Below are 13,245 nucleotides of genomic sequence, written 5' to 3'. Positions count from 1 at the left end.
GCCCACTTGGACCGCGAGGATGTACGCGAGGAGAAGGCGCGTCCCGTGTGGAGCCGCCGGGAAACGGACAGGAGCCGCCGATGCCCGCAACGCCCGAGGCGAGGACCGCCGCGGCGACGACGCGACGTGCCCAGATCATCGAAGCCACGATCGCGACCATTGCCGAACTCGGCTACCGGCGTACGACGTTCGCGCGGATCGCCGAGCGCGGCGGGCTGAGCAGCACGCGGCTCATCTCCTACCACTTCGCGGGCAAGGACGAACTGGTGAGGGCGGTGGTGGCCGACGTCTACGCATCGATCAACCGGTTCCTGGCCGAACGGGCGGTTGAGGAGCCGGCGAGCCGGCCGATCGGGCAGCCCCCCGGCGAACCGGAGCAGCCGTACACCGCGTCCGACGAGCTGCGCGCGTACATCACCGGCGTGGTCGCGTTCGTCGACGGGCACCGCACCCGGATGAGCGCGCTGCAGTCGGTCTTCGCCGCGCTGCACGACGAGGAGGGCAACCCCGCGGCGTACGACGCGGCCACCGACCGCGGCGTTCTCGGGCACATCCAGGACATCCTGCGGCGGGGCCAGGAGGACGGGGAGTTCAGGGCGTTCGACACCTTGGTCATGGCCGCGACGCTCCAACGCTCGCTCAACGGGCTGCCGTTCCTGCGGCGGACCGAACCGGACCTCGATCTGCCGTCGTACGCCGAGGAGTTGGTGACTCTGTTCGACCTGGCGACCCGGGCGCCGGGCGAACGGCCCCGCTGAAGGCGGACACGCGCTCCGCACGGCGTACGTGCCAGGGCACTCGCCCGGCGTGCAGCTCAACTGCGCGCGTGGGCAAGGGCTTCCGGCCCCGTCCGGCCGAGGGCGTGCCCGGTGGGGTTGCCGCGGTCGGTGTAGTCGGCGACATGGCCTTCGTAGAGGACGCTCCCGCCGTGTCTGCCGGGCCCGGGGCCGAGGTCGACGAGCCAGTCGGCCTGGCGGACGACGTCGAGGTTGTGCTCGATCACGACGACCGTGTGGCCTTGCCCGACAAGACCGTCGAGGACGTGCATCAGCGTGCCGATGTCGTCCATGTGCAGGCCTGTCGTGGGCTCGTCGAGAACGTACGTGGTGGGTGCCTCCGCGTGACGGAGCTCCCTTGCGATCTTGACCCGTTGGCACTCTCCTCCCGACAGCGTGCTCAGGGACTGCCCCAGACGCAGATAGCCCAGGCCGACGGCGGCGAGCCGGCCCAGCTCCCGGGAGACGGCCGCCTCGGGCAGCCGCGCGACGCCCTCGTCGACGGTGAGGTCGTCCACGTCGGCGATGGACAGTCCGTCCACGGTGTGTGCGAGGACCTCGGAGGTGAAGCGGCGGCCGAGACAGGTCTCGCAGACGACCTCCTGGCCGTCCATGAAGGCGAGATCGGTGTAGATGACGCCGAGCCCTCTGCAGTCGGGGCAGGCGCCCCCGGAGTTGGCGCTGAACAGACCGGCGGCGACGTGGTTGCGCCTGGCGAAGAGCCTGCGGATCGCGGGAGCGATGCCGGTGTAAGTGACCGGAGTGGAGCGGCGGTTGGTGCTGACGGGCTTCTGGTCGATCACGGTCGCCCCGTGCTGGGCCACCAGTTCGTCCGCGAGGCTGGACTTGCCGGAGCCGGCGACGCCGGTGAGGACGGTCATCACTCCCGTGGGGAACCGCACGGTGAGATGCCGCAGGTTGTTGCGGCAGGCGTCGGTGACAGTGAAGTGCCCCGTGGCGGGACGCGGTTCGCGCTTGAGCGGCCGGTGCCGGGCGAGGGCACGGCCGGTCGGTGTGCCGGCGTCCCGGAGCCGGCTGAAGGTCCCCTGGAAGACGAGCCGTCCGCCGGCGGCACCCGCACCCGGGCCGATCTCGACGATCTGGTCCGCGTGCGCCATCACCGCCGGATCGTGCTCGACGACGAGGACGTTGTTGCCGCTGTCGCGAAGCCGCTCCAGAAGCTCGATCACGGAATCCACGTCGGTGGGATGCAGTCCCACGGTCGGCTCGTCGACCACGTACGTCATCTCGGTGAGGCTGGAGCCGAGGTGCTTGACCGTCTTGATCCGCTGCGACTCCCCGCCGGAGAGGGTCGTCGTCGCACGGGAGAGCGTGAGATAGCCGAGGCCGATCGTGATCATCGCCTCCAGCCGTGCGGTGAGCGCGTCCACGACGGGCGCGACCCGCGCCGGCTCGACCGCACGGACCAGGTTCACGAGCTCGGTGATCTCCAGGCGGGACATCTCGCCGATGGTGTGACCGAGCACGGTGGCACCTCGCGCGGCCTCCTTCAGCCGGTCACCGGAGCACTCCGCGCAGGTCGCGGACCGGGTGAAGCGCCGGATCACGTCCTGCTTGCGCTCCGAGAGGTTGTCGGAGGTGTGCAGGTGGATCCGCTCGAACCGCTCGACGACTCCCTCGTAGCCCTTGGGAGGCTTGCGGCCCAGCTTCGCCGCCGCCTCACCCCCGTACAGCAGCGCCTTGCGTTCGGACGGGGTCCAGTGCCGGAGCGGGGTGTGCTCGTCGAACGAACCGATGTCTGCGTACTGGGAGTACCAGTAGCCGCCGTTGCCGAAGCCGGGCAGCCGGATTCCCCCGCCGGCAAGGGACTTGTCCAGGTCCAGGAAGCGCTCGACCGCGCTGACCACCACCTCGCCGAGACCGGAGCAGCCCGTGCACATGCCGGCGGGGTCGTTGAAGGAGAAGTGGTTCGACTCGCCGACGTGGGGGCTGCTGAGCCGGGAGAACAGCAGCCGCAGATAGGTCCAGGCGTCCGTGACGGTGCCGACGGTCGACCGGGCGTTGCCGCCGATCCGGCGCTGGTCGATGACGACCACCGGGGTCAGGCCCCCGATGTGCTCGACGTCCGGACGGGCCCACTTCGGCAGCCGGTTCCTCGCGAACGGCGGGAAGGTCTCCCCCAGTTGATGCCCGGCCTCGGCGGCGATCGTGTCGAAGACGAGTGACGACTTGCCCGAGCCGGACACGCCGACGAACACGACCAGCCGGTTGCGCGGGACGTCGACGTCCACCTCGGCCAGGTTGTTCGTACGGACTCCGCGAAGGCTGATGTTCCGCTCTGTCATGCCTGCGAGGCTACGAGCAGATGCGGCCACATCCTGACCGCGACAGCTGGCAGGATCGAGGGCATGGCCGACGTCACCGAACGCATGCTGGCACTGCTGTCGACCCTGCAGACGGGCCGGCGGTTCAGCGGGCAGGAACTGACCCGGCGGCTGAGCGTCAGCCCGCGGACGCTGCGCCGGGACGTCGACCGGCTGCGCGGATACGGATACCCCGTCCGGACCCAGCCGGGGCCCGGCGGCTACTACCGCCTCGCCGCGGGCCGCACGATGCCGCCGCTCGTCCTGGACGACGACGAAGCGGTGGCGACGCTGCTGGCCCTCGCCTCCCTCGCCGCCACGGAGCCGCCGGCCGAAGGGCCCCGGTCCGCCGGAACAGGGCGGTCCGACGAGGGCGGGCAGGCGGAGGGCGGACGGGCCGACAGCGGGCGGGCAGAGGGCGGCCAGGCCGGCGGAAGCGGGATCGACGACGCCGCGACCCGCGCCTACGGAAAGCTGGACCAGTTCCTCCCCGCCCGGCTGCGTCCCCGCCTCGCATCGATCCGCTCCAGCCTGGAGACGAGTCCGCAACACGCTCCGAGCGTGACCGCACAGCAGCTCGGCACCGCCGCCGAGGCCATCGCGCACCGCGAGACGATGTCGTTCACGTACACCGACGCACGCGGGGAGCGGACGGACCGGCGCGTTGAACCGTACCGGCAGGTCCATCATCTGCTGCGCTGGTACCTGCTGGCCTGGGACCTCGAACGGGAGGACTGGCGCGTCTTCCGCCTGGACCGCATCACCGGACCACTGCGGACGGGCGACCGGTACGAGCCGCGGCCGCTGCCCGCCGAGTCGGCGGCGGAGTACCTGCGGCAGGGGCTCAACAGGGGCAGACAGCACGTCGGCGTCCTCGTCGAAGCCCCGGCCGCGGACGTGGCCGACGCCCTGAAGTTCCAGGATGCCGAGATCCACGCCGTCAGCGACAGCCGGACCCGCGTCAGCCTCGCGCTGGACTCCTGGCAGTGGCTGGTCCTCAACCTCGCCTTCCTGGACGCGGACTTCCGGATCAGCTCCGGCACGCAACTCGCCGAGTCCTGCCGCACATTCGGCAGGCGGCTCCTGTCGGCGGCGACCCCGGAGGCCGCGGACGCCCCGGACGTCCCGGAGGCCCCTGGAGCCGCTCACTGACCGGAACCGCGGAGATTCCGTGGGCCGGACCCCTTCCGTACGGGCACCCCGGGCACCGGGAAAAGCGGTTGCAACCGACGGCCGCGGCGTTCATAGTCCGGGGGGTGAATCACGGACCGGGGGCGGCGCCGGCCGACGGCCCTCCCTCGCGCAGACGCCTCGCGCCGCGCAGGCCCCCGTGGGCCGGACGCAACTACACGCTGCTGACGACGGCCGCCGTGGTCACCGGACTCGGAAGCTCAGGTGCCCTCATCGCGTCGGCGTTCGCCGTGCTCGAGGCCGGCGGCGACGGCACCGACGTCGGTCTGATCGCCGCGTCCCGTACGGTCCCGCTGGTCCTCTTCCTGCTCATCGGCGGCGCGGTCGCCGACCGGCTGCCCCGGCACCACGTCATGGTCGCGGCCAACGCGCTCAACTGCCTTTCGCAGGGCACCTTCGCCGTCCTGGTGATCTCCGGGGAGGCCCGGTTGTGGCAGATGGCCGTTCTCTCGGCACTCGGCGGCACAGGGCAGGCGTTCTTCGGGCCCGCCGCCGAGGGCATGGTGCTGGCGACCGTCCGGAGTGAGCAGTCGGCACGGGCCTTCGCGGTCTTCCGCATGGGCATGAACGGCGCGCACATCGGCGGCGCCGCGCTGGGCGGTGCGCTGGTCGCCGCGCTCGGCCCGGGCTGGGTGCTCGCGGTGGACGCGGCGGCGTTCGCCGTCGCCGGCTCCCTGCGGGGCCTCCTCGACCTGAGCGGCATGCCTGAACGGGTGCGCGGCACCGGGCTGTTCGCCGACCTCCGCGACGGCTGGCGCGAGGTGACCGGGCGACCCTGGCTGTGGTCCGTGATCGTGCAGTTCGCGGTCGTCAACGCCGTGGTCGCCGCCGCCGAAGCGGTGTACGGACCACTGGTCGCCGAGGAGCACCTGGGCGGCGCCGGGCCCTGGGGTGTCGCGCTCGCCGCCTTCGGCGCGGGCACGGTCGGCGGTGCCCTGCTCATGACCCGCTGGCAGCCGCGACGCATCCTGCTCGCGGGCGCGCTGTGCGTGTTCCCGCTCGCGCTGCCCTCCGCGGCACTCGCCGTGCCGGTGACGGCCGGCCCGCTGACGGCGGTGATGTTCGGGAGCGGGCTCGCCGTCGAAGTCTTCGCGGTGACCTGGATGATGGCGCTGCATCAGGAGGTGCCGGAGGAGAAGTTCTCCCGCGTCTCCGCCTACGACTGGCTGGGCTCCGTCGCCATGGTCCCCGTGGCCACGGCGCTCGCAGGACCTGTGGAGGCGCTGATCGGACGGTCCGCCGCGCTCTGGGGCTGCTCGGCGCTGATCGTGGCCCTCACCGCCGCCGTCCTGTGCGTGCCGGGCGTACGGAACCTGGAGCGCCGCACGACGGCTGCGCCGCCCTTGGTCCAGCCGCTGCTGAAGGACTCCCCCGGGCCCTCGGGCGACAGCGCCCCGTCCCCGTCCTGAGCGTCCCCGGTTCCGGTCCGGCTTTGTCTCCCGGCTCCGCGCACGTCAATGCCCGTACGGGCGTGACTGGTTGAGATCTCTTCGGAAGCAGCAGGAACGGGCCCCAGCCGCAGCAGCCGGGACGAACGCCCGGCGGGTCAGTCGATCAGTGATTGGTACGCGGCGGTGAGGGAGCCGCCTGCCTCTCCCGTATTGATCACTCCGCGCGGCTCGATGAGCAGGGCGCTGACCTCCTGGTCGGCCTTCGGGCAGTGCTCGACGCCGCGCGGCACGGTGAACATCTCGTGTGCTCCGAGCACGACGTCACGGTCCCGTAGTTGGATCGTGAGTTCGCCGTCGAGGACGATGAACACCTCGTCGGTGTCGTCATGGGTGTGCCACACGAACTCACCCTGGATCTTGACCAGTTTCATCTCATAGTCGTTCATCCGGCCGACGACTTTCGGCGACCAGTGATCAGAGAAGCGACCGAGCATTTCGTCGAAGTTGACTTTCCCGCCCATGTGATCATGATGGCGACCAATCAGCATCGCGCGCAAGGCCGGTGAAACTACCCGGCCTCGTCTCCGGACGTGTACGCATCTGCTGCAGCCAGAGTGACGACGGCAGCCGGAACGCCCCAGCCATGAGAAGCCGGGCAAGGGGATCGGTGAACTCCGCCCGCCGGGAACCCGGTGCCGACCAGGAGAGGAATCGCGCTGATCACGTCTGCGGGTTGTGCGCCTTTGTCAGCCTGTGGTGTGGCCACCGTTGACTGTTATGCACTCGCCGGTGATGAACCCCGCGGCCTCGGAGGCCAGGAAGGACACAGTGGAGGCGATGTCGGCAGGGGTGCCCGCGCGGCCCAGCGGCACTTCAGACGCGTGAGCCCGCAACTCGCCCTCCGTGGCGGACGCGTGACGCTCCACGGGGACCCACCCCGGGGCAACCAGGTTGACGGTGATGCCGTGCGGCCCCAACTCCCGTGCCCACGAACGGGTCAGGCCCAGTTGCGCGCCCTTCGCCGCCACGTAGGCCGACATACCGGGCAGCGCCCGCTCGAAGATGTCGGAGCCGATCTGGATGACTCTGCCACTGCCGAGGGCCTTCATCCCGGGCAGTACGGCACGCAGCAGCAGAGTGGGACTCTTGACGAAGAAGCGCAGTTGGTTCAAGTGCGCTTCCCAGGTGAGGTCCTCCACTGCGACGGCAGGCTGCGGGCCCGTCGCGTTGAGGACCAGCACGCGAACAGGACCCAGCGACGCCGTCACCCGCTCGACGAGGCCGGCGACCGGGTCCTCGTCCGTGACGTCCCCGCAGAACGCCTCCGCCGAACCGCCTCCGGCACGTATGCCCCGCACAACGGCGAGAGCCTCCTCCGCGGCGGACCTGTAGTTCACTGCGACACTCCACCCGTCGGCGGCCAACTGCCGTGCCATCGCGGCACCCAGGCCTCGCGACGCCCCGGTGACGAGGGCAACGCCGCCCTCCGATCCGCCGGAGCCCTCTGCGGGAGCGATGCGGCTGTGATCGAAGTGGCTGCGCATGAATGCGAGTATGCCAGTGCCGCTCAACACCGGGCGGGCACGAGAGATGTTCGTGATGCTGGTCGTCCCAGGGCGACCACGGAATGGTCGCCGCTCAGTTCGCTGTCGGTCTGTCACTGGCAGTGAGAAATTGCTTCAGAGTGTCAGCGGGAATGGTCCCGGTCAGCTCTTCCCTATGGTGACTGGTTTTCGCGGCGATTCCTGGGCAAAGGCCCAGCGGGCAGCCAACAGCCGCGAAATGCATGAAATGCAAGGTTGCGCCGTTGCCCCGGCAGGGGCTGCTTCCGTGCGAGACAGATCCCGAACAGCTCTTCCGCCCCGGGGCGGAAGAATGCAAGAGCGCTGATATGCGGCCCTGGCGTCATGCGGACGGTTCAGGAGTTCGTTATCCGGTCGCAACTCTTTCACCAGCGACAACGTTGGCGCGGCGATGCAAGGATGCAGCGCAACTCGCCCTTTCGGGTGCGGCTTCGCCGAACAACCTCCTGGAGGCTCGAAGGTGTCTGCGCATACCACTCTTCGTCCGGTCGCAGTTGCTCTCCCCCTTGTCCTGGCGTCCGGCCTGCTGGCCGGCTGTACGAGCACCAAGTCGTCCGGCGCGGGAGGCTCCGAGGTTCAACTGGTCGCGAAGGACAAGCTCACGGTGTGTACGCACCTGCCCTACGCGCCGTTCCAGTTCAAGAAGTCGGGCAAGATCGTCGGCTTCGACGTCGATCTGATGGACCTGGTGGCCGAGAAGCTCAAGGTCGACCAGAAGATCGTGGACACGCCCTGGGAGGGCATCCAGTCCGGCGAGGACCTCAACGCCAACAAGTGCGACGCGGCCGCCGCGGGCATGACCATCAACGACGTGCGCAAGAAGAACCTGGACTTCTCCGCTCCGTATTTCGACGCCACTCAGGCCCTGATCGCCAAGAAGGGCGACAAGTACTCCTCCCTGAAGGACCTCAAGGGCAAGAAGCTCGGCGTGCAGGCCTCCACCACCGGTGAGGAGTACGCCAAGAAGCAGGCCCCGAAGGACGTCGAGCTCGTCCAGTTCGAGGATGTCGCCCTGCTGCTCACCGCCGTCAAATCCGGCCAGGTCGCCGCGGGCATCAACGACAACGGCGTGCTCTACGACTACGTCAAGAAGAACCCGGACACGGACGTCACGACCGAGTTCGACACCGGCGAGCAGTACGGCTTCGGCGTACGCAAGGGGAACACCGCCCTGCGCAAGCAGATCGACGGGGCGCTGAAGAAGGCCCAGTCCGACGGCACGTACGACAAGATCTACAAGAAGTGGTTCGGCACCGCGCCCGAGAAGTAGGCCCCGGCCCGGCCCCCCGGGGCCGGGAAATCCCGCCGGGCAGCCGGCAGTTGAGGAGTTGCACACCACATGTCCATGTCCCGCCGGCAGCGGACGCGGACCGTCCGGGGCGTCCAGTACGGGGTGCTGGCTCTCGTCGTGGCGGCCGTGGCCTTCGGCGCGAACTGGGGCGAGATACGCCGCGCCTTCTTCGATCTCGACGTCGCGCAGGCCCAGTTCCCCGACATCATCACCACCGCCCTGGTCAACACCGTCGTCTACACCCTTCTCGGGTTCGGCTTCGGTCTCGCGCTGGGCCTGATACTGGCGCTGATGCGGCTGTCGTCGGTGCCGCCCTACCGGTGGCTGGCGATCGGGTACATCGAGTTCTTCCGCGGCGTGCCGGCGCTGCTGGTGTTCATCGCGCTCGGCTTCGGCGTCCCGATCGCCTTCCAGGTCGTCATCAACCAGTACGTCACCGTGATGCTCGCCCTCGGCCTCGTCGGCGCCGCGTACATGGCGGAGACGATCAGGGCCGGCATCCAGGCCGTGCCCAAGGGCCAGGTGGAGGCGGCCCGTTCGCTGGGCATGTCGCAGGGCCGTGCCATGCGCTCGATAGTGATCCCGCAGGCGTTCCGGATCGTCCTGCCTCCGCTGACCAACGAGCTGATCCTGCTGACCAAGGACTCCTCGCTGGTCTATCTGCTCGGTCTCTCCCTCGGCCAGTACGAGCTGGCGAAGTTCGGCCGTGACGCGCTGAACGAGAACCGCAGTCTGACCCCGATTCTCGTCGCCGGGCTGTGCTACCTGATCATCACCCTCCCGCTCGGCCACCTGGTCCGGCGGCTCGAGGCCCGTACCGCGAAGGCCAGGTGACGGAGGTGACAGAGGTGACGAAGGTGGCCGGCACCAAGGCGGACGAGGCCGCGATCCGCGTCGAGGGGCTGCACAAGTCCTTCGGCGATCTCGAAGTCCTCAAGGGCATCGACTTCACGGTGAGCCCCGGTGAGGTCGTGTGCGTCATCGGCCCGTCCGGCTCGGGCAAGTCGACGCTGCTTCGGTGCGTGAACCTCCTTGAGGAGCCGACGGCGGGCACCGTCGCCCTGTCCGGCACCGAACTGACCGACCCCGACGTCGACATCGACCGGGTCAGGCGCCGCATCGGCATGGTCTTCCAGAGCTTCAACCTCTTCCCGCACCTGTCCGCGCTGGACAATCTGACCATCGCCCAGCGGCGCGTCCTCGGGCGGACCAAGGACGAGGCGAAGCGGATCGGCCGGGCCAATCTGCTGCGGGTGGGGGTCTCCGAGAAGGAGTCGGCCTACCCCGCCCAGCTCTCCGGCGGCCAGCAGCAGCGGGTGGCGATCGCCCGCGCTCTGTCCATGGACCCGGAGCTGATGCTCTTCGACGAGCCGACGTCCGCGCTCGACCCCGAGCTCGTCGGCGACGTCCTCGCCGTCATGCGCCGCCTCGCCGACGAGGGCATGACGATGATGGTCGTCACCCACGAGATGAGCTTCGCCCGCGAAGTCGCGGACCGCGTGGTCTTCATGGACGGCGGCGTGATCGTCGAGGAGGGCAGCCCGAGCCGGGTGATCGGCGACCCGCAGCACCAGCGCACCCGCACCTTCCTCTCGCGCGTGCTCGACCCGGCCGCCGCCGAGGTCACCGAGGACGGCGAGCCACCGGCCTGACCGGCACCGCCCGGGGAACGGCGGGTTCCGGAGCAGCCGGACGGTGCTGGACGACGGAGAAGCCCGTCGGGGGAGCACTCGCCGGACGGGGCTGCGGTTGATCAACTCACCGGTGGGATGAGCGCGTTGCCGAGAGTCTCGCTCATCGGGCTTCGGCGCTGTGGGCGACGTCGGTGCGGCGCCGGGAGGGGATGACCGTGGAGGCGCTCGCCGGAATACCGGTGGCTCGTTTTGTTTTTACACTTCGGGGTCCACACCCTCGGCTCAGGAGGCCGGCGGTAACGGTCTCCGTCACATTCTCGCTCGTCACCGGTGCGTTCTTCCTTGATCTTCTTGATCAGGAGCCGCACCGTTCTTCTTTACGCTTCCTCCTGAGCGGCCAGTTCGTGGAGCTCGCCGCGGTAGCGGTGCCCCCAGGCGTCGAGTTGGCGAATGAGGGGTTCCAGGCTTTGGCCTGTGGCGGTGAGGGAGTATTCGACGCGGGGCGGGACTTCGGGGTAGGAAGTGCGCCGGATGAGACCGTCGTCCTCGAGTTCTCTGAGCTGGCGGGTCAGCATCCGATGGGTGATCGTGGACAGCGCCCGGCGCAGTTCTCCGAAGCGCTTTGTACCTTGAAGCAGGTACATGAGAATGAGTAATTTCCACTTGCCTCCCACGATCGACAGGAACACCTCGGTGTTGCAGTAGTCGGCCATCTCCTCGACGCGCTCTCGGGCTCTCCTCATGATCGCCACAATAGTTGAAACTGCCCACGGGCGGTATACCGATTGGTACTAGGCACACCGAAGTCCCTAGGCACATCAATGTCCGTACTTGAGAGCCGTGCTGCGAGGCCCACACAGTGGGACGCGTGGTTACTGATCTGGGAGAGAGGCAGCGGCGCCGGACCGCTCCGGCGGTGCTGTGCGCGAGCCCGCTGACGGCCGGGACCGAGCCGGCCGTCCCGCGCGCCGCCGCACCGGCGGTGGGCACGACGCGGCTTCCCAGCAGTGCCCGGCTGCCGTGGAACGCCGACGTTGGCCATGGCCGTGTTCCGGCCACCATCCGTGGTGTCTTCCCCGACGACCGCGAGCGGTCCGCGGCAGTGCTTCCACCGACGGCGAGCGGCGGTGTCCGGCGTCTGCGCCGGCCCGCTGCCGGCTGACAAGCGACCAGAGAGAACCGGTCGGCCAATTCATCCGGGAAAGGGGAAATCATGAGTGTCGGCGAAATCCAGACCGTTTCCGAGCAGCGTTCCGCGGCCAGGGAAACAACCTTCAGTGAATCCCTGTGGGAGTCGCAGATGGGATACGCACGCGGTGTCCGTGTCGGAAACCATGTCTACATCGCGGGAACAGTCGCGTCCGACGGCGAAGGAAGGGCCCAGGGCGAGGACGCCTACGCCCAGACCGACTTCATCATCCGCAAGATACAGCGCGCACTGAAAGAGCTGGGAGCCGACCTGCACGACGTCGTCAGCACGGTGACCCATCTCTCGGACTTCTCCCACTTCGACGACTACGCACTCGCACACAAGGAGCACCTCGGCGAAGTGCTGCCTGTCAATACGACGGTGCAGGCCCAGTTGGTCCGCCCGCACTTCCTCGTCGAGGTGACTGCGACAGCCATCGTCGCGGATTAGACGCAAGGCACCCTGTCCCATCGGGGTCAGATTCTGGAAGGACGGCGAGGGAAATGTCGATGGTTCTCGTGCATCCCGCGGTGGACGGGTTAGGCGGTTACGCGCGAATTCCCCACTCGAAGCCGCACATGCAACGCAGCATTCTGCTGGGCCTCCTGGCGAATACGCCGAGTGTCGTGCTCAACCCGGCCTGGTCCTCGGAAGCCAGAAGCCTGTTCGAGGCCGCGCAGCGCCTCGGCATGACGGTGGCCGACCAGACCGCGCACCAGGTCTCGTTCTGCGGCGTAGGCAGGTCGATCCAAGTCCCGGGAACAGCCCTGGAATCCATCGGATCCGCCTTCAACCTGCGGACCATGGCGGCAGTTGCCGCCCTGGCCAGGGGCGACACGATCCTGGAAGGCAACGCCTCCATGCTGGCCCGGCCCGTCCGCGACTACCTCGGCTTCATCACGGAACTGGGTGGTGACGTCGAGGACCTCAGCACATCACGCAACCTGCGCATCCGGGTCAGGGGCAGCCGCCGGCTCGGCGGGACGGCTCACATCGACACCCGGCACAGCTCACAGGTCCTCACCAGCCTGCTCCTGGTCGCACCACTCGCAGAAGACCCCGTCCGCATCAACTGCTCCCAGGGCCGGGGCGTCGGGCAAGGGTACGTCGACCTCACGGTCGCCATGATGCGCGAACGCGGGGCATGGGTGGAGAGCACCGAGAGCGGCTTCGTCGTACGGCCCGGCATGTACCGGTCCGGGGTGCACGAGATCGCATCGGACTTCACCGCGCTGTCCTACCTTGCCGGGACTGTGGCCACCGCCGAGTCCGGTCACGTGACGATCCGGGACTACATTCCCTCACAGCTCGGGCCCGAGCGGGAGTTCCTCCACGTGCTCCGGCAACTCGGAATCCGCACCACGCACGATCCCGCGACGCACACCCTGCTCATCGAGCGGGTCGAACCGACGAGCCGTCATGTGGAGATCGACGCCCGGAACATCCCCACCGTCGTCCCCACTCTGGCCGCCATGGCTCCCTTCGTCGAACCGCGGGTGACGGTGCACCACGCAGCTCACGTCAACAACCACAAGTGCCGGCGAGTGGACATGATGCTGGAGCAGTTGCGGCACATGGGCTGCAGCATCGCCCCCACCTACACGGCGGACGGCGAGGTCGACGGCTTCGGTACGCCCAGCGGACGCCAGGAGCCCGTGGGAGGCGTCACGGCCGAATCCCACGGCGACCACCGGATCTTCATGAGCCTGGCCACAGCCGCTCTGGGAGCACGGCTGTCCACCGCCATCAACGGGGCGGAACACCTGCACGCCAGCTTCCCGGACTACTTCACGGTCCTGGAGCGTGTGGGCGCCGACTTCGATGCCGCCCGCACGCCCGACGGCGTCCTCAGCCCCGCCCGCTGAA

At 68.9% G+C, this 13,245-nt stretch carries 12 protein-coding genes; 8 read left to right on the top strand and 4 right to left on the bottom strand.

Going from position 1 to position 13,245, the window contains the following annotated elements; translation table 11 throughout:
* Positions 1-80 precede the first annotated feature (80 nt).
* Positions 81-758 carry a TetR/AcrR family transcriptional regulator gene (locus tag AN215_RS18825; RefSeq protein ID WP_070011878.1) on the top strand — a complete coding sequence of 226 codons (678 nt, stop codon included), beginning with the start codon at positions 81-83 and terminating at the stop codon, positions 756-758.
* A 56-nt stretch (positions 759-814) separates the two neighbouring features.
* Here the strand turns inward: AN215_RS18825 and AN215_RS18820 are convergent, their stop codons facing one another.
* Complete coding sequence (locus tag AN215_RS18820; protein ID WP_070011877.1) at positions 815-3,082, bottom strand: ATP-binding cassette domain-containing protein; 2,268 nt, start codon at positions 3,080-3,082, stop codon at positions 815-817.
* Positions 3,083-3,145: 63 nt separating this feature from the next.
* Between AN215_RS18820 and AN215_RS18815 the strand changes: the two genes are divergently transcribed.
* Both AN215_RS18815 and AN215_RS18810 read left to right on the top strand, forming a co-directional pair.
* Complete coding sequence (locus tag AN215_RS18815; RefSeq protein WP_070011876.1) at positions 3,146-4,252, top strand: helix-turn-helix transcriptional regulator; 1,107 nt, start codon at positions 3,146-3,148, stop codon at positions 4,250-4,252.
* Positions 4,253-4,356: 104 nt separating this feature from the next.
* Complete coding sequence (locus tag AN215_RS18810) at positions 4,357-5,700, top strand: MFS transporter (RefSeq protein ID WP_070012099.1); 1,344 nt, start codon at positions 4,357-4,359, stop codon at positions 5,698-5,700.
* Between the two features lie 137 nt (positions 5,701-5,837).
* On the opposite strand, the gene AN215_RS18805 is transcribed toward AN215_RS18810, so the two are convergent.
* Together AN215_RS18805 and AN215_RS18800 are read right to left on the bottom strand one after the other, a co-directional pair.
* Entirely contained in the window at positions 5,838-6,203 is a 366-nt protein-coding gene (locus AN215_RS18805; RefSeq protein WP_070011875.1) for a cupin domain-containing protein, read from the bottom strand.
* 225 nt (positions 6,204-6,428) lie between these two features.
* Positions 6,429-7,226: an SDR family oxidoreductase gene (locus tag AN215_RS18800; RefSeq protein ID WP_070011874.1), complete on the bottom strand. Its 798-nt coding sequence runs from the start codon at positions 7,224-7,226 to the stop codon at positions 6,429-6,431.
* A gap of 499 nt (positions 7,227-7,725) precedes the next feature.
* Here AN215_RS18800 and AN215_RS18795 point away from each other — a divergent pair, with 499 nt between their 5' ends.
* From AN215_RS18795 to AN215_RS18785, 3 genes are all read left to right on the top strand, one after another.
* Entirely contained in the window at positions 7,726-8,535 is an 810-nt protein-coding gene (locus tag AN215_RS18795; RefSeq protein WP_070011873.1) for a basic amino acid ABC transporter substrate-binding protein, read from the top strand.
* Between the two features lie 69 nt (positions 8,536-8,604).
* Complete coding sequence (locus AN215_RS18790; RefSeq protein ID WP_070011872.1) at positions 8,605-9,390, top strand: amino acid ABC transporter permease; 786 nt, start codon at positions 8,605-8,607, stop codon at positions 9,388-9,390.
* A gap of 14 nt (positions 9,391-9,404) precedes the next feature.
* Entirely contained in the window at positions 9,405-10,208 is an 804-nt protein-coding gene (locus AN215_RS18785) for an amino acid ABC transporter ATP-binding protein (protein WP_070011871.1), read from the top strand.
* A gap of 359 nt (positions 10,209-10,567) precedes the next feature.
* Here the strand turns inward: AN215_RS18785 and AN215_RS18780 are convergent, their stop codons facing one another.
* The gene (locus tag AN215_RS18780) at positions 10,568-10,933 is read right to left on the bottom strand and encodes a winged helix-turn-helix transcriptional regulator (protein WP_070012098.1); all 366 of its coding nucleotides are present in this window, start codon (positions 10,931-10,933) and stop codon (positions 10,568-10,570) included.
* Positions 10,934-11,403: 470 nt separating this feature from the next.
* Here AN215_RS18780 and AN215_RS18775 point away from each other — a divergent pair, with 470 nt between their 5' ends.
* Entirely contained in the window at positions 11,404-11,829 is a 426-nt protein-coding gene (locus AN215_RS18775) for a RidA family protein (protein WP_070011870.1), read from the top strand.
* Positions 11,830-11,882: 53 nt separating this feature from the next.
* Entirely contained in the window at positions 11,883-13,244 is a 1,362-nt protein-coding gene (locus AN215_RS18770; protein WP_070011869.1) for a 3-phosphoshikimate 1-carboxyvinyltransferase, read from the top strand.
* The last annotated feature ends 1 nt before the right edge of the window (position 13,245 follow it).

Source organism: Streptomyces abyssalis (assembly GCF_001751365.1).
In the GTDB taxonomy this organism is placed as follows: Bacteria; Actinomycetota; Actinomycetes; order Streptomycetales; family Streptomycetaceae; genus Streptomyces; species Streptomyces abyssalis.
Note: the sequence above shows the minus strand (reverse complement) of the source record. Positions and strands in the feature narration are given on the sequence as shown.

Bases quoted from the DNA above. Each gene is read 5' to 3' on its own strand.
- AN215_RS18825 (WP_070011878.1), top strand. From the start codon at position 81: ATGCCCGCAACGCCCGAGGCGAGGACCGCCGCGGCGACGACGCGACGT.
- AN215_RS18820 (WP_070011877.1), bottom strand. From the start codon at position 3,082: ATGACAGAGCGGAACATCAGCCTTCGCGGAGTCCGTACGAACAACCTG.
- AN215_RS18815 (WP_070011876.1), top strand. From the start codon at position 3,146: ATGGCCGACGTCACCGAACGCATGCTGGCACTGCTGTCGACCCTGCAG.
- AN215_RS18805 (WP_070011875.1), bottom strand. From the start codon at position 6,203: ATGGGCGGGAAAGTCAACTTCGACGAAATGCTCGGTCGCTTCTCTGAT.
- AN215_RS18800 (WP_070011874.1), bottom strand. From the start codon at position 7,226: ATGCGCAGCCACTTCGATCACAGCCGCATCGCTCCCGCAGAGGGCTCC.
- AN215_RS18790 (WP_070011872.1), top strand. From the start codon at position 8,605: ATGTCCATGTCCCGCCGGCAGCGGACGCGGACCGTCCGGGGCGTCCAG.
- AN215_RS18780 (WP_070012098.1), bottom strand. From the start codon at position 10,933: ATGAGGAGAGCCCGAGAGCGCGTCGAGGAGATGGCCGACTACTGCAAC.
- AN215_RS18775 (WP_070011870.1), top strand. From the start codon at position 11,404: ATGAGTGTCGGCGAAATCCAGACCGTTTCCGAGCAGCGTTCCGCGGCC.
- AN215_RS18770 (WP_070011869.1), top strand. From the start codon at position 11,883: ATGTCGATGGTTCTCGTGCATCCCGCGGTGGACGGGTTAGGCGGTTAC.